Raw genomic sequence first — 22,032 nt, 5'->3', positions numbered from 1 at the left:
TCAGCCGGTGACGGGGTAGACGGGCTGCGCGTCGGCGAAGTCGCGCGGGAAGATCACCTTGATGTCGCCGCCCTGCACCTGGGTATTGACCGGCGCGCCGGCCTGGTTCTGGCCGTTGACGAAGCGCGTCGGGCCATAGGGCATGATGTGGCGGGTGAAGGCGCCGTCCGTCGCGGCCAGTGCCGTGGTCAGCGCGGCGCGATCGGCGCGCCCGGCGCGCCCGGCGCGCTCCAGCGCATCCGCCACCAGCATCACCGCCGAATAGTTGAGCGGCGTGTTGTAGAGCCAGAAGCGGTTCTGCGCCTCGACCGTCCGGCGCAGCTCGGCGGTCCTGGGCTTGCGCGGGTCGGGCCAGTGGTTGCAGTCCATCACCAGGTTCGCCGCATCCGGGAATTCGCGCACAAAGCGGTAGTTGGACGCCGCCCCGTTCAGCACGCAGTAGATGCCCTTGGGGCGGATTCGCTGCTGCTGCATGGTGCGGCTCAGCAGCACGAACTCCGCGTAGTACGACGACGGAATCACCAGGTCCGGCCGCAGCGAGCGGATGCGCAGCGCGACGTTGTTCATGTCGCGCGCCGGGGTCGGGTGGGCGATGGTCTCGAGCACCTCGAAGCCGCGCTTGGGCAGCTCGGTGTTGAGCAGCCGCGCCATGCCCGAGCCGAACAGCCCGTCCTCGTGGACTATCACCACGGTGCGCGACGGCTTGCCCGCCGCGTCGTTCAGCGCCACCAGGTTATCGAGCGCGGTCTGCGTGACCACGCCGAAGCCCGGGCCGAAGCGGAAGGTGTTGGTCAGCCCGCGGCTCACGATCTGGTCCGACACGCCGACATCGACCACATAGGGGAGGTCGTAGCGCGACGCCGCCTGCGAGGCCGCGAGGCAGATCGGGCTGGCGAAGCCGCCCACCACCGCGACCACCCCCTCGGACTGCATCTTCTCGACCTCGGCGACGCCACCCTCGGGGTTCGATCGCGCGTCGCCGAACACCATCTCGATTCGCGCGCCGCCCAGGGCGCGGATGCCGCCGCCGGCGTTGATCTCGTTGATCGCTAGCTCGGCGCCGAGACGCCCATACTCGCCATCCTGGGACAGCGCGCCGGTCACCGGCTGGAGGATGCCGAGCTTCACCGCCGGCACCTGAGCGCCCGCCACCAGCGGCGCCCCAAGCACGCCCGCGCTGCCGAGCATCAGGCTGCGCCGCGCAATCTCATACCTGGCCATGGTCTTGCTCCCTGGGTTGCCCCTCGCCGAACCAGGCTGGGCTACCGCCGATATCTGACGCCTCGGCCGTCGCCGCGCAAGCCAGCCGCTAGGTCGGGCGCAGCACGCGGAAGGTCTGCTGTTCCAGGAAGCCGACACGCGCGGCGATATCGCCGGCCGTGCAGATCATCAACGAGGTCACGCCGATCCCGGCCATACGGCCATCGGGCAGATCGCACGTGCCGAGCTGCACGCCCTTGCCCCCGTCGATCTCCACAAGCACCTCCTGACCCCGCTGCGCCACGTCCAGCACGCAGGTAAAGGCGCCATTCGCCGGCGCCGCGACGGTGGCGAAGCCAGGGGGCCCGGCATCGGCCCCGAAGGCGCGCAGCCCGATCGTGACCGGAGCGCCCGGCGCCAGGAGGCCGATATACACCCGCAGCGGCCCAGCCGGGGCATCCTCCGGCAGGGTCAGGCGCAGCCGCGCTATCCCGGGCCTTGTCCACACGCCCCAGGGCTCGCGCGCGTTCCAGTTCAGCCCGTCGCGCAGCAGGTCGGCCACCGCCTTCGCGCGGTCGGCCTGCCCGCCACCGGGCAGGCCGAGCACGTAGGTCTCGCCCAGCGCCACGGGCAGGCGCGGCGTGCGGTCGGGACGGTCGGCGCGGTCTAAGACCTCGCGCATCACCTGGTCGGCGATCTCGCCCCAGCTGCGCAGGCGCGTGGTGCTCGCGACGATCGCCTCGCGCCGCGCGCGTTCCGCCTCGTCGAAGATGAGGGTCTCGAGCTTCGCCACCAGGTCGGGCTCGTTCATCGGCTCGAAGTACACGGCCGCCTCGCCGCCGGCCTCGGTGAGCGAGGTGTTGCGCGCCACCAGCGGCACCCGGCCGAAGGCGAGGCTTTCCGTCACCGGCAGGCCCCAACCCTCGTAGAAGCTGTTGGTCACGGTGAACATCGCGCGGCCATAGAGCGCGGCCAGCGCCACGTCGGGCACGCCATGCGCCACCGAGACCTTGGCCTGCAGCGCTGGCGAGTTGCGCCACAGCGTCATCGCCGCATCCGCCAGCCAGCCGGCCTTGCCCACGCAGACAAGGCGCGGCACGCGTGCGGCGCCGTGCTTGCGCAGCAGCGTCAGCCAGGCGTGGAACAGCAACAGGTGGTTCTTCCGGCTCTCGATGGTGCCGACGCAGAGCACGAAGGGCTCGTGGGGCCCCGGCAGGTCGGAGCGTTCCGGCCAGGCATCCTCGACCGCCGTACCGAGGTCCCGCCGCAGGTCGGCATCCAGGCGCACCACCGTCACCGCCAGGTCGCGCTCGGGCACCACCTCGCGCGCAATGCGCCGCGCATCGGCGGCCGACCATTCCGAGATGGCGAGCGCGGAATCCGCCAGCGCCGCCATGGCCGAGAACCATTCGGCGAACTGATCGACAAGGCCCTGGTGGCAATGCTCCGGCGCGACCAACGGGATGCAGTCGTAGATCAGCGGCACGTAGCGTACCCCGTAGAGCCGCACGGCGTCGCGCACGCGCAGGAAGTAGTCCGGGATCCACCAGGAGGTGCCAAGGTTGACCAGGCTCGCGCCCGGGGCGAAGACGAAGTCGTCGCCGGACCTCAGCGCCGCATCGAGCGCCGCGACCGCCTCCACCCAGTCGGGCGCCAGCGGGTCGCCGCCGGTGCGCGAGAGCCGCCACAGCCGCAGGAAAAGGTCGCGCGCGATCTCGCGCCAGCCGCCGGACTGCGAATCGAAGGCGACCGCGACCGTCGCTGCCCCCTCGATCGGGTCGAGCAGCGCACGCGCCGTGATGCTGAGCTGGACGCGCTGGATACCGGTGGGCGTGCGGTCGGAGCGGAAATAGGCGACCAGGTCCGAGGTATCGAACACCACCTGAACCGCCTGGCCCGGCGTGCGCGCCGAGCGTGCCAGCGGCGAGGCGAGCCGCGACAGCGCTGCCGCCTCGCGCGAGGCTTCCTCGTTCGACGGGTCGAGCTCAAGGGCGCGGGCATAGGAGCGCCAGGCCTGCTCGACATTGCCAGTGAGCTTGAGGGCGTGGCCGATCTGGAGATGGACGTCGGCATTGTTGCGCGCGAGTGCCTCCGCCGCACGGTAGGCGACCAGCGCCGCCGAGGGGTCGCCCGATTCCTTGAGGCAGTGGCCGAGCTGGATCTGCGCACGCCAGTCCGCCGGATGGGCCGCGAGGTGCGCGCGATAGGCCGCCGCCGCGGCGTCCCAGAGCCGCTGGTCACGCAATGCATCCGCCTGCCGCAGCCGCTCGTCCGGGGCCCCTTCGTGCCGTTGACCGTCCATGAATGTCCTCGTTGCGCCCGGGCCTGGCCCGGGAATCAAGCGCCGATGTTCACGCCCATCTTGGCATAGGCGTCGCGCAGCCGCACCCGGTAGCGCTCCGGCGAGAACAGCGAGGCCTGGCCGGGCCCCGCCTGCGCCAGGCGCCCGCGCAGGTCGGCATCCGTGTCGAGCGCGCGCAGCCCCTCGACCAGCGCCCGCACGTCGTAGGGATCGACCTTGATCGCGGCATCACCCACCACCTCGGGCATGGAGGAGGTGTTGGAGGTCAGCACCGGCGTGCCCAGGAGCATCGCCTCCAGCGCCGGCAGGCCGAAGCCTTCGTACAAGGATGGGAACACCACGGCCTTGGCGCCGCGGATCAGGCTGACCAACAGCGGGAAGGACGCGTAGTCCACCTGCTGCACGCGGTAGCGCCGCTCGGTCACTCCGTCGCGGGTGAGCAGGTAGCGCACGTGCTCGTTCTCGAACAGCAGGCGCAGTTCCTCCTCCGATTTCCACGCCTTCTTTCCGACGATGACGAGCGGGTCCTGGACGCCCGACGCCAGGTAGGCCTCGATAAGCCGGCCGACATTCTTCTTGGGCTCGATAGCGCCGAAGAACAGGAAGTAGCGCTGATAGCCCAGGCCAAACGTGCCCTCGATCTCCGATTTCACGTCCGACAGCGGCTTCTGCGCGTAGCGCGCCGGGATATCCACCGCCTGGTAGGTGTTGGAGACCCTCTCTTCGGGCACGCCGAGCAGGCTCACGATATCGCGCTTCGACGCCTCGCTGACCGTGATGATGTGGTCCCCGCGCCGTGCCAGCTGCTGCACGAGGCGATAGTAGATGCGCTTGTTGTCGAGCGTCGTGTAGGGCAGGCGCAGCGGCACCAGGTCGTGGAGGGTATACGCGTTGCGCGCGCCGCGGACCTTGATGGCGAGCGGCTAGGTCCAGTGCATGATTTGCGGCGCCTGCCGGAAGAAAACGTTCATCCGGGTGCGGTAGATCTTGAAGTGAAGGCGCTGCGCGTCGAACAGGTTCTGCACGTTCCACATGTGGTCGAAATGGGGCATGCGGGACTTGTAGGTGTCGCGCACCACGCGCCCGGTGATCGGGACCTGTGTCGCGATCTCGCCGAAGGCGCTGCTGAAGGCGCGGCGCAGCGCCCCCGCGGCCTGGACGATCTTCGGCGGCTTGCCGACGCGCGGGTCAAAGAAGGCGATCTCGCGCAGCAGGGAATTCATGCTGACGGTGGAGGTCTTGGTGCCATAGAGCACGCCCACCTCGGCCCCCAGGTCGCGCAGGCAGAAGGACAGGTTGCGCGCGTAGGTCGCGACCCCGGTCCCCTGCTCCAGGGCAAGGTTGTAGCCGTCGATGAAGATGCGCGGCGGACGGTCGGAGGACATGGGCGGCGGGGATGCGTTCCAGGCGAGCCAGGACCGCGCCGGGGCCGTGATGCCGTCGGCGAAGTCCCTGTTCAACCTGCGGTGCTGCCCGCGCGAGGTCAAGCAACCCCGCGCGGGCCCAGCCCGTCAGTCAAGGAACTCCGGCGAGACGAGCCGCGGGAGGAACAGTGTCACCTCGGGCCAGATGATCACCAGCATCAGCACGAGCAACATCGGGATCAGCATGATGAAGGTGTCCTTCAGCGCATCGGCCATGCGCATCCCGGCCACGTGGCAGGCGATCATCAGGCACAGCCCGTAGGGTGGCGTGACGAGGCCGAATGCCAGGCTGACGATGCCGATCATGGCGAAATGCACCGGGTCCATACCGACCGCGGCGGTGAGCGGCTGCAGGATGGCGCCGACGATGATGATCGCCGGGATCGCGTCGAGGAAACAGCCCACCACAAGGAACACCGCCGCGACGAAGAAGCCGGTCGCGATCTTGCCCATGCCCCAGGCCGAGACACCCGACAGGATGGCCTCGGGGATCCTGTAGTAGGCCAGCAGCCAGCCGAAGGCCGATGCGGTGCCGACGCAGAACAGGGTGACCGCGGCGAGCCGCCCCGTCTCGCCGAGCGCGCCCCAGAATTCCCGCAGTCCCATCTCGCGGTAGACCAGCAGCGACAGCGCGCCGGCGTAGAGCACGGCGATGCACGCGCTCTCGGTCGCGGTAAACCAGCCGAAGACCTTGCCGCCGATGATGATGAGCGGCGTCATCAGCGCCGGCGCCGAGACGAACACCGCACGCGCCAATTCGCTCCAGGCCGCCTTCGGATAGGTCGGGTAGCCGCGCCGCTTCGCATAGGCATGCACGGTCGCCATCTGCACTGCGCCGATCAGAACGCCCGGGACGATCCCGGCCAGGAACAGCGCACCGATCGAGGTGGTCAGCACCCCGCCCCAGACGATCATGAGTATCGAGGGCGGGATGATGACCGCCAGCACCGCCGAGACGGCCGTGATAGCGACCGAGAAGCTGTCGTCGTAGCCCTCGCGCCGCTGCGCCTCGATGAAGATCTTGGACTGCGAGGCGGCATCCGCCGTCGAACTTCCCGAAATGCCGGCGAAGAAGAAGGACAGCACCACGTTGATCTGCGCAAGACCGCCAGGGAAATGCCCCACCATGGTGCGCGAGAGCAGCATCAGCCGTTCCGTGATGCCGCCCACGTTCATCAGGTTGGCGGTCAACAGGAAGAAGGGCACCGCCAGCAGGATGAAGGAATTGTAGGCGTTGAACGTCTCCTGCATCAGCGTCATGGGCCCGAGGCGCGGCTCCAGCGCCAGCACCGGCAGGCAGGCGAGGCCGAGGGCGACAGCCACCGGCACGCGCAGCGCAAGCAGGGTGAAGAACACGCCGAACAGGATCCAGGCCGCCTGCCCCGCATCGAGGACATTGCCGCCCATCAGGCCTGCTCCCCATGGATCAGCACGCGCAGGTCGGCAACGAACTTCTCGCCGCCGAAGACCAGCCAGGAGAAGCCCAGGATCGGCCAGGCCAGATGGATCAGCCACAGTGGCAACTCGGCCAGCTCGCTGATGCGGAACCAGGCGAAGTCGACGAACTCGATGCCGAACCACAGGAAGACCGCGCCGAAGCTCAGCACGAAGACGCCCGAGACCAGGTCCATGAAGGCACGGAAGCGCCCGCTCAGCCGCGGCCAGAGATCGACGATGAAGTGGATGCCCTCCCGCTGGCCGACGATGGCACCGATCATGATGGTCCAGACCAGCAGGAAGCGGGCCATCTCCTCGGTCCAGATGTAGTGCGGCAGCAGGGCGGTCTGGCGCGAGACGACCTGCAGCGTCACGGGAAAGACCAGGATCAGGACCGAGATGGCGAGCAGCGTCGAGAGCAGCCGCGCATAGGCGTCGGCCACCCGTCGCACCAGGCCACGCAGGCCGTGCTGGGACATGGCAGGCTCCGGATGTGTCGGAGGGATGCGCCGACCGGCGGCGCATTGGCCGCCGGCCGGTCGCGGATCATGCGCTGATGGCGTTGATGCGGGCGTAGATGCCCTCGGCATCCACCTCGCGCGCATAGGCGAGCATCACCGGATCGACCGCGCGCTTCAGCGCGGCGCGTTCGGTGAACTCGATGCGGCGCAGGCGCCCGGCGCGCTCCAGCGCCTCGATCTTCTGGCCATCCTCGCTGCTCTCGGCCTGGCGGCCGAAGACGCCCGCCTCGCGGCCCGCGCGCTTCACCGCCTCCTGCAGCGGCGCGGGCAGGCGTGCCAGCGTCTGTGTCGCAAAGCAGATCGGGCGGATGGTGATGGCGTGCTGCGTCATGATGAGGTTGGGCGCGACCTCGTAGAAGCGCATCGCCTCCACGCCCGCGGCCTCGTTTTCGCCGGCCTCGATGACGTTGTTCTGGATGCCGTTGTAGACCTCGTTGTAGGCGATGACCGAGGGCGACATCCCGGCCGCCTGGAAGGTGCGCGACCAGATCGGCGCACCCTGCACGCGCACCTTGAGACCGCGAAGCTCGGCCATGTTGGTCACGCGCTTATTGGCGAAGATGTTGCGCACGCCGCCGCCAGCGTAGCCGATCAGCGCCACGCGCGCACGGCGCTCGACCTCCTGCGCCACCGGGGCAAACAGGTCCTGGTCGAGCACGGTGTTCCAATGCGCCAGGTCGCGGAACAGGAAGGGCGCGTCGACGAAGGGTGCGGCGCGGGAGAAGGTCGACATGTGCGCCGGCGAGACGATGCCGTAGTCCACCGCGCCGCGCCCGGCCGACATGTACTCGAAATACTGCTTCTCGAGGCCGAGGCTGGAGTTCTTGTGCAGCACGAAGTTCACCGGGCTGGCGGTGTAGTACTGCTTCACCAGTTCCTCGAAGCGCACCAGGGCGCGGGTGAAGACGTGGTCGTCGTTGAACTGCACCGCGCCGTTCAGCGTGATGGCCTGCTGCGCGCGCGCGACATGCGGGGCAGCGAGGAATGCCGCGCCGGCGGCGGCACCGCCGAGCAGTTGCCTACGGTTCATGGATCGCGTTCTCCCTCGTCTCATCGCCGGCTTGGTGCCGGCTGTGGCGCGACTATAGGGGTGGATGCGCGCCGAAGGGAACCATGTGGTTACCCGCCCCTTCCCTGCCCCGCGCCGCTGCCCGATGCTGGCGGTGCAACGCAAGGGGGAACGCATGAACCGCATCGACCTGGAGGGGCGCGTCGCCATCGTCACGGGAGCCGCGCGCGGGATCGGGCTCGCCATTGCGAAGCGCATCGTGGCCTCGGGCGGCGCCGTCGCGGTGTGGGACATGGATCGGCCGGCGGCGGAGGAAGCGGTGCGCGTGCTCGGCCGCGCCTCGGCCCATGTGCTGGACCTGACGGACGAAGCCGCGATCGGCGCGGCGCTGGGGGCAACGCAAGCCGCGCACCGGCGCATCGACATCCTGGTGAACAACGCCGGCATCACCGGCGGCAATGCGCCCTCCTGGGAATTGCCCGTGGCGGAATGGAAGCGCGTGGTCGAGGTGAACCTGATCGCGCCGTATCTGGTGACGCGCGCGGTGGTGCCGGTGATGATCGCGGCGGGCTATGGACGGGTGGTGAACATCGCCTCGATCGCGGGCAAGGAAGGCAACCCGAATGCCTCGCATTACAGCGCGTCGAAGGCGGGGCTGATCGGATTCACCAAGTCGCTCGGCAAGGAACTGGCGAAGACCGGCGTGCTGGCGAACTGCATCACGCCCGCGGCGGCCGAGACCGACCTGTTCCGGCAGATGACGGAACAGCAGATCGCCTGGATGCGCTCCAAGATCCCGATGGACCGCTTCGTGACGGTGGAGGAGATCGCGGCCCTCGCCTGCTGGCTGTCCAGCGAGGAATGCTCCTTCACCACCGGCGGCGTCTTCGACATCTCCGGCGGGCGCGCAACCTACTAAAGCCCGTCGAGCACCGGCAGGAGGTAGTCCAGGAACAAGGGCGGGTTCTCGGCGAAGGGGAAGTGACCGATGCCATTCATGCGCGTGAAGCGCGCGCCCGGGATCTTCGCCGCGGTCGCCTCCGACATCTCGGCGGTGCAGGAATAATCGTACTCGCCGGTCAGCATCACCAGCGGGCAGCGCGAGGTGTCGATGCGGTGCACCCGGTCGCGCGCATCCCATTCGCCCGAGTAGAAGCGGATGTCGCGATCGAAGGTGGCGAAGCCGCCCTGCGAATAGTGCCACCAGATCTGCGCAGCGCATTCGGCGGGGCTCTGCGGCGCCATCAGCCCGTGGATCCATTCGGGCACGAAGATCGCCTGGTTGATCCGCGTGTCGGCGGCCCAGGGGCTGCGGCGGCCCGGAACATGGTCGCAGGCCTCGCAGGCGATGATGGCGGAGAAGGCATCCGGGTGGCGCAGCGCGACCTCGAGGCAGATCTCCCCCGACATGGAGGCGCCGAGCAGCACCGGCTTGTGCAGCCCCGCTGCGGCAACCACGCCCATGATGAGCTCGACATAGCGGTCCGTGGTCAGCCGCCAGGCGCCCGGAGGTTCGGCGGGCGGCGGGCTCTTGCCGTGCCAGGGCATGTCGAAGGAGGTTAGGCGCCAGCGATCGGTCAGGCGCTTATCCGACATGAGGCCGTGGAATTGCCGGCCATCGGCGCCCGCGGTGTGCAGGCAGAGGATGTCGCGCCCCTGCCCGGCAGATTCGGCGTAGAGCCGCCATCCGCGACCCTCTGCGGTGACGTCGATGTAGCGGCCGCTGACGTCGGGCGCGGGCATGGCCGGCAGCGACGGGCGGGGGAAGGCCGGCACCGGGCCGTCTCCCTGCAGGACCAGCCAGCGGCCGACCTCCAGCACGCGGCGTACGAGGTGGCAGTGGCGCAGGAAGGCGATCTCCTCGCCGGTGATCCGGAACTCCGGCACTCGATGGCGCATGGCGAAGATCGCGTGATGGTGCCGCGGCGGGACGGGTTGCAGGTGCAGCGCCCAGATGTGCGGGGGCGCTTCCAGCGCGAAGTCAGGGCTGTCCGGCGCATCGCCGAAGGTGAACTCCGCGCGCGCAACGCCATTCGCGATGGCGAAGCGCGTCGACGCGCCGGCGCGCCATTCCGCCAGCACGGCGTCGGCCTGGCACGCCGCCTGCCAACGCGCGACGAAGGGCGCCCATGCCGCGCCATCCGGCCAACCCGCCATGCGTTCCGCTCCCTTGCAGCGCGGCGGAGGATGTCAGCCGCGCGGCACCGCGGCAACCGGCGTTGCCAGCGCCGCGGCGCCCGCGCACATTGCGCCCCGCATCGCAACGGAGGGAACGCAGATGAGCAGCAGCAAGATCGCCGTCGTCACCGGCGCCGGCACCGGGGTGGGGCGCGCGGCCGCCCTCGCGCTGCTGGGCGGGGGCTGGTCCGTGGTGCTGACAGGCCGCCGCAAGGAAGCGCTGGAGGAAACCATCGCCATGGCCGGCGATGCCGCGCCGCGTGCGATGGCGGTGCCGGCGGACGTGGCCGATCCCGCGTCCGTCGATGCACTTTTCGCCGCGGTGAAGGCGAAGCACGGCCGGCTCGACATGCTGTTCAACAATGCCGGCCAGAACGTGCCCGGCATGCCCTTCGAGGACCTGACCTACGCCGACTGGTCGCGCGTGGTGGCGGTGAACCTCACCGGATCCTTTCTCTGCGCCCAGGCCGCCTTCCGCATGATGAAGGACCAGCGGCCACAGGGCGGGCGGATCATCAACAACGGGTCGATCAGCGCGCATACGCCACGCCCCGACAGCGCGCCCTACACCGCGACGAAGCACGCCATCACCGGGCTGACCAAGTCCCTGATGCTCGATGGCCGGAAATACGACATCTGCGCCGGGCAGATCGACATCGGCAATGCGGCCACGCCGATGACCGCGCGCATGTCGAAGGGCGTGAAGCAGGGCGACGGGTCGATCGCGGTGGAACCCACCATGGACGTGAACCATGTCGGCCAGGCGATCCTGCACATGGCGAACCTGCCGCTGGAATCGAACATCCTGACCATGACGATCAAGGCCTCGAAAATGCCCTTCGAAGGGCGCGGCTGAATCGACCCGCGCGCAACTTCCGCGCGGCCGACGTGTTGACCTCCTGCGCCGCCACGGCACAGGAGATCCGCCATGTCCGACCGTACCGACACCCCGCCACCGCCCGACCCCGAGGCGACCGGCAAGGGCACCATCACGACACCCACGCCCAAGAACGCCGAGAATCCCAAGCCGGCACCCGAGCGAGATCCCGCCGAGGAGCGCGAGGATGGGCACGGCCAGGGCCCGATCGACACGCCCACGCCGCCCGCCGGGCGCCATCCGCAGCGGCGTTGACTACGCCTCGCCGCGCTCGGCCAGCAGGCGCTTCACCTCGGCCTTCGGCACCTTGCCATAGCCGGATTTCGGCAGCGCATCCCACACCACGATGCGCGCCGGCCATTTGTAGCGGCCAAGCCGGCTATCGAGATGCGCCATGACGCCGGCCGGGTCGATCGCCTCGCCCGCCGCCGCGACGAGCACCGCGACGCCCGCCTCGCCCCACTTCGCGTCCGGCACGCCGACGACGCAGGCCTCGGCCACGGCGGGGTGCGTCAGCAGCACCTCCTCGACCTCACGCGGGTACACGTTCGACCCGCCGGAGATGTACATGTCGGACTGCCGCCCGGTGATGTAGAGGAAGCCGCGCGCATCGAGATGGCCCAGGTCGCCGGTGTGGAACCAGCCGCCGGCGAAGGCCTTCCCGTTCGCCGCATCGTTCTGGAAATAGCCGGCCATCACCGCGGGGCCGCGCACGCAGATCTCACCCGTCTCGCCCGCCGGCAGCGGCGCATGCGCGGCGTCGAGGATCGCAACCTCCATGCCCGTTCGCGGATAGCCGCAGGAGCCGATCGGGAAGCTCGGGTCGTCCGCGAGGCTGTGCCATTCGGGCGGCAGCACGGTGATGTTGCCGGTCACCTCGCCAAGGCCGAAATACTGCACGAGGCACGGACCCAGCTTGCGCAGGGCATGCTTCTGGTCCTCGCGGTACATCGGCGCACCGGCATAGATCACGTGGCGCAGGCTGGTGTGGTCGTGCGCATCGACGCTGGCGTCGCGCACCAGCGCGTTCAGGATCGTCGGCACGGTGAACATGTTGGTCACGCGGTGGCGCTCCACCAGGCGCCAGGCCTCCGGCACGTCGAGCCGCTCGCCCGGCAGCAGCACCGAGACCGCGCCGCGCGCCACCTGCGCCATGGCATGGATGCCCGCGCCATGCGACAGCGGCGCCACCACCAGCGAGGCGTCGCGCTCGGACAGCCCCGGCATCAGGTCGGCGATGTGGTTCACCACCACGAAGGCGAGCTGCCCATGCGTCAGCGTGCCACCCTTCGGCCGGCCCGTGGTGCCGGAGGTGTAGAACAGCCAGGCCGGGTGGTCGCGATCCACCGCGGCTGGCTGCGTCACCGGCGCGGCCGCGCCCTCGGCGACAAGGTCGTCCCACGACAGGCCCGCGCCCTCGCCGATCGCGACATCCAGCATGCAGGCCGCGTTCTGTGCGCGCGCCTCGGCGCGGTGGTCGGGGAAGCCGGCATCAAAAAGATGCGCGCGGCAGCCGGCATTCGTCGCGAGATACGCGACCTCGGGCGGGCTCAGGCGGAAATTGGTCGGCACCCAGACCGCGCCGATCAGCCAGCAGGCCCAGCCGGATTCGAAGATGGCATTGCCGTTGCGGGCATGCACCAGCACACGGTCGCCCGCGCCGATGCCACGCGCGCGCAACGCCGCCGCCGCCGCGCCGGCCCGCGCGGTCAGGTCCGACCAGGTCCAGCACCGCTCCCGCCAGACCAGCGCCGGACGGTCGGGCAGCCGCCGCGCCGTGTGCAGCAACAGGCTCGCGAGGTTCGAGGTCGGGATCATGGCGGCGTCCTCCGGTCCCGGTCTGCCGCGAGGCGGCGTTCCCTGCAAGCGCGGCCGACGACGGCGCTTGCAGCCCCGCCCCCGGCCGGGCCAGTCTGGCGGCAAGCGCCGGTGAGCGGTGCAGATCAACGAACCCCCGAGGGAGCGACGCAAGATGACCACGACCTTCCCGCGCGCCACGCGCCGCACGCTGCTGCTGGGCGCGGGCGCGCTCGCACTGCCGGCCGTCGCGCACGGCCAGGGCCAGTACCGCGCCGAGTACAAGCTCTCCGTGGTCGGCAATCGGCCGATCCCGCTCTCGGAAGGCGCCTTCCAGTGGGCCGACCTGGTCACGCAGCGCTCGGGCGGCCGGATCAACGTGAAGGTCTATCCGGGCAGCCAGCTCGTCGGCGGCGACCAGACGCGCGAACTGGTGGCGATGCGCCAGGGCGTGATCGACATGGCGGTGTTCAGCACCATCAACATCTCGCCGCAGGTGCGCGAGATGAACATCTTCTCCCTGCCCTTCCTGCTGCGCGACCATCGCGGCTTCGACGCCATCATCAATGGCGAGGTCGGCCAGGACCTGTTCCGCGTGCTGGCGACGCGCGAGGTGGTCCCGGTCGCCTGGGGCGAGAACGGCTTCCGCGAATTGTCGAATTCCAGGCGCGAGGTGCGCCGGCCCGAGGACCTGCGCGGCATGAAGATCCGCTTCGCCGCCGGCGCCATCTTCAGCGAGATCTTCACCGCCATGGGTGCCAACCCGCTGCAGATGTCCTTCGCAGACCTGCAGCCGGCGCTGTCCACCGGCGCGGTGGACGGGCAGGAGAACCCGGTCAACCTGTTCCTTGCCTTCCGCATGGACACGCTGGCGCAGAAGCACCTGACAATCTGGAACTACGTTGCGGATGCCGGGATCTTCGTGGTGGGCAAGCAGATGATGGACAGCCTCGCACCGGCGGACCGCGACCTGGTGATCGCCTGCGCGCGGGAGGCCGCGGCCAAGCAGATCGAGGCCTCGCGCAAGGGCATCGGCATCGGCGGCGACCGCTCAGCCCTCGAGGAATGCGCACGGCGCGGCGTGGCGGTGACGGAACTGACCGCGGCCGAGAAGGATGCCTTCGCGCGCGTCACGCGCCCGGTCTACGACAAGTGGGCGCAGACCGTCGGAACCGCGCTGGTGGAAAAGGCGCAGGCCGCCATCACCCGCGCCGTCTCCTGATCGCCGGTGAGCGCCGAGCTCGACCCGGCTGCGGCGCAGCCGGAACCCCGTACACGCCTGCCGCTGTCCTTCGAGCGCGTGCTGCTCGCACTCGCGATGGGCGCCATGGCGCTGATTACCGCGGCGAACGTGGCGGCGCGCTACCTGACCAATGTCTCGCTCGCGGTGACCGAGGAATACTCCGTCGTGCTGATGGTGATCGTAACCTTCGTCGGCACCGCGCTGGCGACTGCCGCGGGGCGGCACATCCGGGTCGAGTACTTCACCGATCTGATGCCGCCTGACTGGCGGCGGCGCATGGAAGTGCTGGCGCTGCTGCTGGCGATCATCTGCTTCGGACTGCTCGCCTGGTTCGGCGCGAAACTCGCCTATGACGAATACCGCTTCGATGTGCTATCGAACGGCCTGGGCAACCCGAACTGGCTCTACACCGGCTGGCTGCCGCTGCTCTCGCTGCTGGTGATCGGACGGGCGGCGGGGCGGCTGGTGCACATCGCGCGGGGTGAGGCCGCATGATCGCCGCCACGCTGTTCCTCGGCTTCGGCGTGCTGCTCGCGGCAGGCGTGCCGGTGGGCATCTGCCTCGGGCTGGCGGGGGCCTTCGCAATCTGGCTCGCGGACCAGTCGATCATGGCGATGCCGACCAATGTCTATGCCGGGATCGCCAAGTATCCGCTGATCGCCATCCCGATGTTCGTACTGGTGGGCTGCGTCTTCGAACGCACTGGGGTTGCGCTGCGCCTGGTGCGCTTCGCCAGCGCCATCGTGGGTGCGGGGCGCGGGGCGCTGGCCTCAGTCGCGGTTCTCGTCGCCATGGTGCTGGGCGGCATCACGGGGTCGGGCCCGGCGAATTCCGCCGCCGTCGGCCAGGTGATGACGAAGTCGATGGTCGAGGACGGCTACCCGCGCCCCTTCATCGCGAGCACCGTCGGTGCGGCGGCCGCGACCGACATCCTGATCCCGCCCTCGATCGCCTTCATCGTCTATGCGGTGCTGGTGCCGGGCGTGTCGGTGCCGGCGATCTTCGCCGCGGGCATGATACCGGGCGTGCTGGCGGGGCTGTTCATCATCGCCGCAGTGGTCGCGATCTCGATCATCAAGGATTTTGGCGGCAAGGCGCGGCAGACCGAGGCGCTGCAGGTCTGGCAGACCTTCAAGGAAGCGATCTGGGGGCTGCTGGCGCCGGTGGTGATCCTGGGAGGCATGCGCATCGGGATCTTCACGCCGACCGAAGCCGCGGTCGTCGCCGTGTTCTTCGGCCTGTTCATCGGCTTCGTGATCTATCGCAGCCTGACGCTGCGCGACGTCTATGAGATGCTGGTCGAGGCGGGTGAGATATCGGCGGTGATCCTCATCGTCGTGGCGCTGGCCACGGTCTTCGCCTGGTCCACCAGCACGCTCGGTATCGTGCGGCCGATCGCGGAATGGGTGGTGGGCCTCGGCTTCGGCTCGGCCGGCACGCTCGCGCTGCTGACGCTGTTCCTGATCGTGGTCGGGATGTTCCTCGACGGCATCTCGATCTTCCTGATCCTGCTGCCGATCCTGCTCCCGATCGCGAACAGCTTCGGCTGGGACCTGACCTGGTTCGGCGTGGTGCTGACCATGATGATCGCGATCGGGCAGTTCACGCCGCCCATGGCAGTGAACCTGATGGTCTCCTGCCGCATCGCCGGCGTGCCGATGGAGAGCACCATCCCCTGGGTGGCCTGGATGGTGCTCGCCATGACCGCCGCGGCCGCCTGCGTGATGGCGCTGCCGGACCTAGCGCTGTGGCTGCCGCGGGTGATGGGGCTCGGGTAGCGCGGCCGGCGCGCCCCCTCAGCCGCCCGGCTGCGGCACGATGCGGATGTAGGGCTTGGGCTCGCGCCAGCCCTCCGGGAAGAGCTTCTTCGCATCCTCGTTGCTGACCGACCCGGCGATGATCACGTCGTCGCCGCGCTGCCAGTTGGCCGGCGTGGCCACCTTGTGCTTCGCGGTCAGCTGCAGGCTGTCGAGCAGGCGCAGGATCTCGTCGAAGTTGCGCCCCGCCGTCATGGGATAGGCGAGATACGCCTTCACCTGCTTGTCCGGCCCGATGATGACCACCACGCGCACCGTCTGGTTCGCCGCGGCGGTGCGCCCGTCCGAGGTGCTGCCCGCATCCGCCGGCAGCATGCCGAACAGCTTCGAGACATGCAGCGTCGGGTCGCCGATCATCGGATAGGTCACGGCGTGCCCCGTCACCTCGGCGATGTCGCCTTCCCAGCGGTGGTGGCTCTCCACCGGGTCCACCGACAGGCCGATGATCTTGCAGTTGCGCCTGTCGAATTCCGGCTTGAGGCCGGCCATGGTGCCGAGCTCGGTCGTGCAGACCGGCGTGAAGTCCTTGGGGTGGCTGAACAGGATCGCCCAGCCAGCGCCGATCCAGTCATGGAAGCGGATGCGGCCCTGGGTGGTGTCTGCTTCGAAATCGGGGGCGACCTGGCCGATCTGGATGGACATGCGGAACCCTCCTGCTGGAATGGGTGCGGACCGGAGCACAGGCCCGCCACGGCGCGCAAGCGACGCAGCCCGCATGCTGCACCGATGGCCCAGCATAGCAAACGGCCCCCTGCGACGGCGCGTATGAAAGAAAAGCCATGCCATGGCGGCGGTCTTGCCGCGCTAGATCGCTGCGACGCGCCGCAGCGCCTCCACTACCCGCGCATGGGAGATGCGCATCGCATCCTCGAGCGGCGGGCTGAACGGCACGGGTGCGCGCGGCGCGCCCAGGCGTTCCACCGCGCGCAGGCCGGCCGGCCCCACGCCCTCCACCACGCGGGCCACCACCTCCGCGCCGAAGCCCGAGACCGTGACGGCCTCGTGCACCACCAGCAGCCGTCCGGTGCGCCGCGCGGAGGCCAGCACCGCCGCCTCGTCCCAAGGCCAGAGGCTGCGCAGGTCGAACACGTCGCAGGCCACGCCGCTCTCGCGCGCCGCCTGCTCGACCACCGGCACGGTCGCCGACCAGGTGACCACGGTCAGCGCATCGCCGGCCGCGGCGTGGCGCGCCACGCCGAAGGGCACGGGCGCGACCTCGTCCGGCACCTCGCCCTCCGCGGTCCAGAGGTTCTTCGGTTCCATAAGCACCACGGGATCGTCCGCGCGGATCGCCGCCACAAGCAGCCCCGCCGCATCCGCCGGCGTGCCGGGGGCGGCCACCACCAGGCCCGGGATATGCGTGAGCCAGGCCTCGAGGCACTGGCTGTGCTGCGCGGCGGAATTGCGCCACATGCCCTGCGGCATGCGCACGACCAGCGCGGCGCGCCCCTGACCGCCGAACATGTAGCGCACCTTGGCGATCTGGCTGACGAGTTCGTCCATGGCGCAGAGCGTGAAGTCGGCGATGCGCATCTCGATCACCGGCCGCGTGCCGCACAGCGCCGCTCCCAGGCCCGCGCCCATGATGGTGCTCTCGGAGATCGGCGTGGAGACGATGCGGTCCGTGCCGAATTCCTCCGCCAGGCCCCTGTACTGGCCGAAGATACCGCCCTGCACCAGGTCCTCGCCCAGCGCCCAGACCAGCGGATCGCGGCGCATCTCGGCGGCGAGCGCGCGGCGCGCGGCCTCGGCAAACGTCAGGCGCGTCATGCCGGCGCCCCCGCATCCTGCACGTCGCTGAAGGCGGCGCCGGGATCAGGCCAAGGTGCGGCCAGGGCGGCGGCGCGGTAGGCCGCCATCTCGACGGCGGCCTGTGCCTCGATGCCGGCGATCTCGGCCGCCGTGACGCCCTCGGCTTCCAGCACCGCCGCGAGGCGCCGTATCGCATCGCGCCCGCGCGCCGCGGCCGCTTCCTCGGTGGGGCGATAGGCAGCGGCGTCGGTGCCGGTATGGCCTTCCCAGCGGTAGCACTTGGCATGCAGGAATTGCGGGCCGGCGCCGCCGCGAATGCGCGCCACCAGGTCGGCGGTGACCGCATCCGCCGCCAGCACGTCCTCGCCATCCACCGCGGTGGCGGGCACGCCGCAGGCCTCGGCGCGCGCCGCCGGGCCAGCGCCCGCCGTCACCGCGCTGTTGCGCGTGAAGGCGGCGAAGCCGTTGTCCTCGCAGACGAAGAGCACCGGCAGGCGATACAGCGCGGCCCAGTTCATGCCCTCCAGGAACGGCCCGCGATTGACCGCGCCGTCGCCGAAGAAACAGGCCACCATCGCGTCCTCGCCGGTCAGCCGGATTGCCTGCGCCGCGCCGCAGGCGATGGGGATGCCCGCGCCGACCACGCCATTCGCCCCCAGCATCCCCACCGCGAAGTCCGCGATGTGCATGGATCCGCCCTTGCCGCCGCAGGACCCACCGGCGCGGCCATGCAGTTCCAGCATCATCGCCCGTGCATCGGCCCCCTTCGCGATGGCGTGCCCGTGGCCGCGATGCGTGCTGGTGATCCGGTCGGCGCGCCTGAGGTTGGTGCAAACCCCGACCGCCACGCCTTCCTGCCCGATCGAGGGGTGCACCACGCCCGGCGCCTCGCCGGAACGCATCGCCGCCACGGCCTCGCGCTCGAAGGCGCGGATGCGCGCCATGTCGCGCAGCATCGCAATCCGCCGCGCCGTCTCGTTGGACGTGCCCGACATGCCGAACCCCCTCCCCTTCGACCGTGCCCCGGTTCGGCCTCGACCGTCGCGGCAAACCGCGGCGCCTTCGCTCACACCGGGCCACTGGGCCTGTTGCCAGTGCGCCGGCCGCGCTCTACTCCCGCAAGGGGAGAAGGAACGCGGCCATGCTGGACCGGCTGATCGTCGTGGACAGCGTCACCCGGCTGGGGCCGGAGGCGCAAGGGCGCGTCATCGTCGGCGGTTCGCATGGCGGGGTCTATGCGGCCTATCTCGCCGCCAAGGCGCGCGTCGCCGGCGTGCTGCTGAACGATGCCGGCGTCGGGCTGCAGGGCGCAGGCATCGCCGGTCTGGACTACCTCGACCCGCTGGGCATCGCTGCCGCCTGCTGCTCCCACCGTTCGGCGCGCATCGGCGATGGCTTCGACATGCTCGGGCGCGGCATCGTCAGCCAGGTGAACGCTGCCGCCGCGACGCTCGGCATCGAACCGGGCATGTGGTGCCGCGAGGCCGCGCGCCGCCTGGCCGCCGCCCCCCTGCCCTCGGTCGATGCGCCGGACAGCGTGGAATCCCGCTTCGCCATCGGCCCGCGCGCCTGCGCCATGGATTCCAACTCCCTGATGACACCGGCCGATGACGGCACGGTGGTGGTCACCGGCAGCCATGGCGCGCTGCTCGGCGGCCGGCCGGAGAGCGCCGCTCGCGCCGCCGTCTTTGCCGCGCTGTACAACGACGCCGATGGCGGGATCGACGGCGCGGGCTTCACGCGCCTGCCCGCGCTCGATGCGCGCGGCATCGCGGCCGCCACCTATTCCGCCTGGACGGCGCGCATCGGCGATGGGCGCTCCGCTGTCGAAACCGGCATCGTCTCCGCCGTCAACGCGCGCGCCGCCTCGCTGGGGCTGAAGCCCGGCGGGACGGTGCGCGATGCCGTCACCCTGCTCGTTGACGCCAGCATGAAGGACCGCCGCGCGTGAGTGCATCCAACACCAACCTCACCATCACCGGCGGCGAGGCGCTGGCGCGCATGCTCCAGGCCCACCAGGTGGGCCCGATGTTCGGCATGGGCGGCTTTCAGCTGCTGCCCTTCTACGAGGCCTGCCGCGCGCTCGGGCTCAAGCACCACCTGATCAACGACGAACGCTGCGGCACATTCGCCGCCGATGCCTGGGCGCGGGTGACCAACCGGCCGGGCGTGGTGGATGCGACCCTCGGACCGGGAGCGACCAACCTGGTCACGGGGCTGGTGGAATCCCTCAATGCCGGCATCCCGATGGTCGCCATCACCGGCGACGCCAACCGCGAGCACGCATGGAAGAACATGACGCAGGAAGCGCGGCAGGTCGAGATCCTGCGCCCCGCCTGCAAGGACCTGATCCGCGTCGAGCACACGAAGCGCATCCCGGAACTGGTGCGCCGCGCCTTCGCCATCGCCACCTCCGGCCGCCCCGGCCCGGTGGTGCTCGACGTGCCGGAGGATGTCTGCCACGGCGAACACGACTTCGCTGCCGACGAGATCTGGGCCGATCCCGGCACGCTGGTGGCGCAGGCCCGCCGCACGCGTCCCGACCCTGACGAGGTGGAACGCGCCGCCGCGCTGCTCGCGCGCGCCAAGCGCCCGGTGCTGCTGGTCGGCGGAGGCATCCACGTCAGCGGCGCCCATGAGGCACTGCTGGCGCTGGCCGAGGCGCAGAATATCCCGGTCGCGCACACCATGTCGGGCAAGGGCGCGATCGCCTGCACGCATCGCCTCTCGCTCGGCGTCTTCGGCCGCTATTCCCGCATCGCCAACGACTTCATCGCGCAATCCGATCTGCTGATCGTGGTGGGGTGCAAGCTCGGCGAGATCGCGACGAAGCGCTTCTCCCTGATGCCCGCCGGCGTGCCCGTGGTGCATATCGAGATCGTGCCGGAGGAGATCGGCCGCACCACGCGCGCCGATGTGGCGCTGGCGGCCGATGCGCGCCTCGCGCTGTCGGACCTGCTGATGGCGCTGCCACGCGGCGCCCTGCCCGACGAACGCACCGAATTCGCCGGCACCGTCGCGCCGCGCATGGCCGCCTGGCGCGCGGGCGCCGCCGACCGGCTGGAATCCAACGAGACACCGATCAATGTCGGCCGCCTGATCAACGAGCTGAACATCGCCATGGCGGCCGACGACATCCTGGTGGCGGATGGCGGCTTCGCCGGCCATTGGGGTGGGCTGCTGTTCGACACAAAGGCAGCGGGTAGGCACTTCATCGCCGATCGCGGCTTCGCCTCCATCGGCTATGGGGCGCCGGGGGCGATGGGCGCGCAGATGGCGGCGGGGGCGACGCGGCGCGTGGTGGGCCTGACCGGCGATGGCGGCTTCAACATGACGATCGGCGAGATCGAGACGGCGCGCCGCGTTGGCGCCAACTACGTGCTCTGCGTCTTCAACAACGGCGCCTCGGGCTATGTGAAGGCGCTGCAGCACGCCGTCTATGGGCCGGGCAAGTACCAGTCCTCGGAGCTGGGCGAGACCGACTATGCGGCGGCCGCGCGCGCCTTCGGCTGCCATGGGGTGAGGGTGGAGAACCCGGGAAAGCTTGGCGCCGCCATCCGCGAGGGGCTCGCGAACACCGCCACGCCGACGATCCTCGACGTGATCGTCACGCGCGACCCGGCGCGGATGCTCCCCGGCGTGGACAACCGCACCCTGCGCGTCGAGAAAGGCGACAGGCCGGTCTGAATTCCGCCGCAAGGCGCGCTATATTGGGGGCATGACCGCGATGCCGCGCCGGCGCGCCTGCCTCACCGCCCTGCTGGCGGCGCTGGCGCTGCCCGTCGCGGCGCAGGCGCCCGAGCAGGGCCTGCCGCGGGTGCTCTACGGCACGCCCTCGCCGCAGGTGTTCTACGGCGCGCCCTCCGCACCCGAGCCTGCGCCCCGCCCCGCCCCGCCGCCGGCGGCCGCGGCACCGCCGCAAGCACCGCAGTCGAGCCTGACCTACCAGTCCGGCCCCGCCTATGTTCCGCCGCCGGCCTGGTGGGGCGGCCAACCCGGCTGGGATCGCCCGCCGCGGCCGATCCGACCGCCACCGATCAACCCGCCACGCTATGTCTCGCCCCAGGGCGGCATGTTCGAGCCGCCTCTGCCGCAGGGCCGCTATGTCGGCCGCCCGCCCAGCGCGCCACCCGAGCGGCCTTTGCCGGGGCGGCCCTGGGGCGCCGCGCCGGACGCACCGTTCTACGGACGCCCGCCGGGCCGCTGAGCGTCGCCACGCCATCGCCACAGGTCGGGGCCAGGGTTAAAGCATGGGAATCGGGAGAACCTGGTCGGTTCGCCGGTTCCGGGAGGATCGCGCATGCATCGCACCGCACTCATGGCCCTCGGCGCGCTTGCCGTGCTCGGCGCGGGCTGCACCAACCCCTATGACCCGACGCAGCGCGCGGTGGGCGGCGGGCTGATCGGCGCAGGCACCGGGGCCACGATCGGCGCGCTGGCGGGGGGCGGCCCGGGCCGGGCAGGTCGGAAGAGCA

At 70.3% G+C, this 22,032-nt stretch carries 21 protein-coding genes; 9 read left to right on the top strand and 12 right to left on the bottom strand.

Annotated elements, in window-relative coordinates; genetic code table 11:
- The 7 genes from HW578_RS02390 to HW578_RS02365 all read right to left on the bottom strand — a co-directional run bounded on the left by HW578_RS02390 (position 1) and on the right by HW578_RS02365 (position 7,914).
- Entirely contained in the window at positions 1-1,221 is a 1,221-nt protein-coding gene (locus tag HW578_RS02390; RefSeq protein ID WP_198368929.1) for an ABC transporter substrate-binding protein, read from the bottom strand.
- Between the two features lie 88 nt (positions 1,222-1,309).
- Positions 1,310-3,502, bottom strand: a complete 2,193-nt coding sequence (locus HW578_RS02385; RefSeq protein ID WP_198368928.1) for a glycosyltransferase family 4 protein — start codon at positions 3,500-3,502, stop codon at positions 1,310-1,312.
- A gap of 35 nt (positions 3,503-3,537) precedes the next feature.
- Positions 3,538-4,416: a glycosyltransferase family 4 protein gene (locus HW578_RS28370; protein WP_369407797.1), complete on the bottom strand. Its 879-nt coding sequence runs from the start codon at positions 4,414-4,416 to the stop codon at positions 3,538-3,540.
- A 9-nt stretch (positions 4,417-4,425) separates the two neighbouring features.
- Positions 4,426-4,962, bottom strand: coding sequence for a hypothetical protein (locus HW578_RS27650; RefSeq protein WP_232478497.1), 537 nt, complete (start codon positions 4,960-4,962; stop codon positions 4,426-4,428).
- A 51-nt stretch (positions 4,963-5,013) separates the two neighbouring features.
- On the bottom strand, positions 5,014-6,333 hold the full coding sequence (locus HW578_RS02375) for a TRAP transporter large permease (protein ID WP_198368927.1): 1,320 nt from the start codon (positions 6,331-6,333) through the stop codon (positions 5,014-5,016).
- Positions 6,333-6,842 carry a TRAP transporter small permease gene (locus HW578_RS02370; protein ID WP_198368926.1) on the bottom strand — a complete coding sequence of 170 codons (510 nt, stop codon included), beginning with the start codon at positions 6,840-6,842 and terminating at the stop codon, positions 6,333-6,335. The genes HW578_RS02375 and HW578_RS02370 overlap by 1 nt, the downstream gene beginning before the upstream one ends.
- A gap of 67 nt (positions 6,843-6,909) precedes the next feature.
- Positions 6,910-7,914, bottom strand: a complete 1,005-nt coding sequence (locus HW578_RS02365) for a TRAP transporter substrate-binding protein (RefSeq protein ID WP_198368925.1) — start codon at positions 7,912-7,914, stop codon at positions 6,910-6,912.
- Positions 7,915-8,068: 154 nt separating this feature from the next.
- Between HW578_RS02365 and HW578_RS02360 the strand changes: the two genes are divergently transcribed.
- Complete coding sequence (locus HW578_RS02360; RefSeq protein WP_198368924.1) at positions 8,069-8,812, top strand: SDR family NAD(P)-dependent oxidoreductase; 744 nt, start codon at positions 8,069-8,071, stop codon at positions 8,810-8,812.
- On the opposite strand, the gene HW578_RS02355 is transcribed toward HW578_RS02360, so the two are convergent.
- Positions 8,809-10,050 (bottom strand): alpha/beta fold hydrolase, encoded by a 1,242-nt coding sequence (locus tag HW578_RS02355; protein WP_198368923.1) that lies wholly within the window; start codon positions 10,048-10,050, stop codon positions 8,809-8,811. The two genes, HW578_RS02360 and HW578_RS02355, sit on opposite strands and share 4 nt — an antisense overlap.
- A gap of 121 nt (positions 10,051-10,171) precedes the next feature.
- Between HW578_RS02355 and HW578_RS02350 the strand changes: the two genes are divergently transcribed.
- Both HW578_RS02350 and HW578_RS02345 read left to right on the top strand, forming a co-directional pair.
- The gene (locus HW578_RS02350; RefSeq protein ID WP_198368922.1) at positions 10,172-10,927 is read left to right on the top strand and encodes an SDR family oxidoreductase; all 756 of its coding nucleotides are present in this window, start codon (positions 10,172-10,174) and stop codon (positions 10,925-10,927) included.
- A gap of 72 nt (positions 10,928-10,999) precedes the next feature.
- The gene (locus HW578_RS02345) at positions 11,000-11,203 is read left to right on the top strand and encodes a hypothetical protein (protein WP_198368921.1); all 204 of its coding nucleotides are present in this window, start codon (positions 11,000-11,002) and stop codon (positions 11,201-11,203) included.
- Here HW578_RS02345 and HW578_RS02340 read toward each other — a convergent pair whose 3' ends face one another.
- Positions 11,204-12,766 carry an acyl-CoA synthetase gene (locus HW578_RS02340; RefSeq protein WP_198368920.1) on the bottom strand — a complete coding sequence of 521 codons (1,563 nt, stop codon included), beginning with the start codon at positions 12,764-12,766 and terminating at the stop codon, positions 11,204-11,206. It lies immediately after the preceding gene.
- Between the two features lie 154 nt (positions 12,767-12,920).
- On the opposite strand from HW578_RS02340, the gene HW578_RS02335 reads away from it, so the two are divergent.
- Genes HW578_RS02335 through HW578_RS02325 form a run of 3 tightly spaced genes read left to right on the top strand, consistent with a single transcriptional unit; the run spans position 12,921 to position 15,766 of the window.
- Positions 12,921-13,967, top strand: a complete 1,047-nt coding sequence (locus HW578_RS02335) for a DctP family TRAP transporter solute-binding subunit (RefSeq protein ID WP_198368919.1) — start codon at positions 12,921-12,923, stop codon at positions 13,965-13,967.
- 6 nt (positions 13,968-13,973) lie between these two features.
- Positions 13,974-14,483, top strand: a complete 510-nt coding sequence (locus tag HW578_RS02330; RefSeq protein WP_369407795.1) for a TRAP transporter small permease — start codon at positions 13,974-13,976, stop codon at positions 14,481-14,483.
- Entirely contained in the window at positions 14,480-15,766 is a 1,287-nt protein-coding gene (locus tag HW578_RS02325; RefSeq protein ID WP_198368918.1) for a TRAP transporter large permease, read from the top strand. The genes HW578_RS02330 and HW578_RS02325 overlap by 4 nt, the downstream gene beginning before the upstream one ends.
- An 18-nt stretch (positions 15,767-15,784) precedes the next feature.
- Here HW578_RS02325 and HW578_RS02320 read toward each other — a convergent pair whose 3' ends face one another.
- From HW578_RS02320 to HW578_RS02310, 3 genes are all read right to left on the bottom strand, one after another.
- Positions 15,785-16,447, bottom strand: a complete 663-nt coding sequence (locus HW578_RS02320) for a peroxiredoxin (RefSeq protein ID WP_198368917.1) — start codon at positions 16,445-16,447, stop codon at positions 15,785-15,787.
- A gap of 162 nt (positions 16,448-16,609) precedes the next feature.
- Positions 16,610-17,575 carry an alpha-ketoacid dehydrogenase subunit beta gene (locus tag HW578_RS02315; protein ID WP_198368916.1) on the bottom strand — a complete coding sequence of 322 codons (966 nt, stop codon included), beginning with the start codon at positions 17,573-17,575 and terminating at the stop codon, positions 16,610-16,612.
- Positions 17,572-18,552 carry a thiamine pyrophosphate-dependent dehydrogenase E1 component subunit alpha gene (locus HW578_RS02310; protein WP_198368915.1) on the bottom strand — a complete coding sequence of 327 codons (981 nt, stop codon included), beginning with the start codon at positions 18,550-18,552 and terminating at the stop codon, positions 17,572-17,574. Before HW578_RS02310 ends, HW578_RS02315 begins: the two co-directional genes overlap by 4 nt.
- Positions 18,553-18,698: 146 nt before the next feature.
- Between HW578_RS02310 and HW578_RS02305 the strand changes: the two genes are divergently transcribed.
- The 3 genes from HW578_RS02305 to HW578_RS02295 are packed head-to-tail and all read left to right on the top strand — an operon-like array spanning position 18,699 to position 21,764.
- Positions 18,699-19,508 carry a hypothetical protein gene (locus HW578_RS02305; protein WP_198368914.1) on the top strand — a complete coding sequence of 270 codons (810 nt, stop codon included), beginning with the start codon at positions 18,699-18,701 and terminating at the stop codon, positions 19,506-19,508.
- Positions 19,505-21,244 carry a thiamine pyrophosphate-binding protein gene (locus tag HW578_RS28365; RefSeq protein ID WP_369407794.1) on the top strand — a complete coding sequence of 580 codons (1,740 nt, stop codon included), beginning with the start codon at positions 19,505-19,507 and terminating at the stop codon, positions 21,242-21,244. The genes HW578_RS02305 and HW578_RS28365 overlap by 4 nt, the downstream gene beginning before the upstream one ends.
- Positions 21,245-21,275: 31 nt before the next feature.
- Positions 21,276-21,764 (top strand): hypothetical protein, encoded by a 489-nt coding sequence (locus HW578_RS02295; protein WP_198368913.1) that lies wholly within the window; start codon positions 21,276-21,278, stop codon positions 21,762-21,764.
- The last annotated feature ends 268 nt before the right edge of the window (positions 21,765-22,032 follow it).

This window comes from Roseomonas rosulenta, from assembly GCF_016106005.1.
GTDB classification, from domain to species: Bacteria; Pseudomonadota; Alphaproteobacteria; order Acetobacterales; family Acetobacteraceae; genus Neoroseomonas; species Neoroseomonas rosulenta.
Note: the sequence above shows the minus strand (reverse complement) of the source record. Positions and strands in the feature narration are given on the sequence as shown.

Coding starts and splice junctions, on each gene's coding strand:
- HW578_RS02310 (WP_198368915.1), bottom strand. CDS start 18,552: ATGTCGGGCACGTCCAACGAGACGGCGCGGCGGATTGCGATGCTGCGC.
- HW578_RS02350 (WP_198368922.1), top strand. CDS start 10,172: ATGAGCAGCAGCAAGATCGCCGTCGTCACCGGCGCCGGCACCGGGGTG.
- HW578_RS02355 (WP_198368923.1), bottom strand. CDS start 10,050: ATGGCGGGTTGGCCGGATGGCGCGGCATGGGCGCCCTTCGTCGCGCGT.
- HW578_RS02340 (WP_198368920.1), bottom strand. CDS start 12,766: ATGATCCCGACCTCGAACCTCGCGAGCCTGTTGCTGCACACGGCGCGG.
- HW578_RS02390 (WP_198368929.1), bottom strand. CDS start 1,221: ATGGCCAGGTATGAGATTGCGCGGCGCAGCCTGATGCTCGGCAGCGCG.
- HW578_RS02295 (WP_198368913.1), top strand. CDS start 21,276: ATGACCGCGATGCCGCGCCGGCGCGCCTGCCTCACCGCCCTGCTGGCG.
- HW578_RS02335 (WP_198368919.1), top strand. CDS start 12,921: ATGACCACGACCTTCCCGCGCGCCACGCGCCGCACGCTGCTGCTGGGC.
- HW578_RS02320 (WP_198368917.1), bottom strand. CDS start 16,447: ATGTCCATCCAGATCGGCCAGGTCGCCCCCGATTTCGAAGCAGACACC.
- HW578_RS02385 (WP_198368928.1), bottom strand. CDS start 3,502: ATGGACGGTCAACGGCACGAAGGGGCCCCGGACGAGCGGCTGCGGCAG.
- HW578_RS02315 (WP_198368916.1), bottom strand. CDS start 17,575: ATGACGCGCCTGACGTTTGCCGAGGCCGCGCGCCGCGCGCTCGCCGCC.
- HW578_RS02325 (WP_198368918.1), top strand. CDS start 14,480: ATGATCGCCGCCACGCTGTTCCTCGGCTTCGGCGTGCTGCTCGCGGCA.
- HW578_RS02360 (WP_198368924.1), top strand. CDS start 8,069: ATGAACCGCATCGACCTGGAGGGGCGCGTCGCCATCGTCACGGGAGCC.
- HW578_RS02375 (WP_198368927.1), bottom strand. CDS start 6,333: ATGGGCGGCAATGTCCTCGATGCGGGGCAGGCGGCCTGGATCCTGTTC.
- HW578_RS02365 (WP_198368925.1), bottom strand. CDS start 7,914: ATGAACCGTAGGCAACTGCTCGGCGGTGCCGCCGCCGGCGCGGCATTC.
- HW578_RS02305 (WP_198368914.1), top strand. CDS start 18,699: ATGCTGGACCGGCTGATCGTCGTGGACAGCGTCACCCGGCTGGGGCCG.
- HW578_RS02370 (WP_198368926.1), bottom strand. CDS start 6,842: ATGTCCCAGCACGGCCTGCGTGGCCTGGTGCGACGGGTGGCCGACGCC.
- HW578_RS02345 (WP_198368921.1), top strand. CDS start 11,000: ATGTCCGACCGTACCGACACCCCGCCACCGCCCGACCCCGAGGCGACC.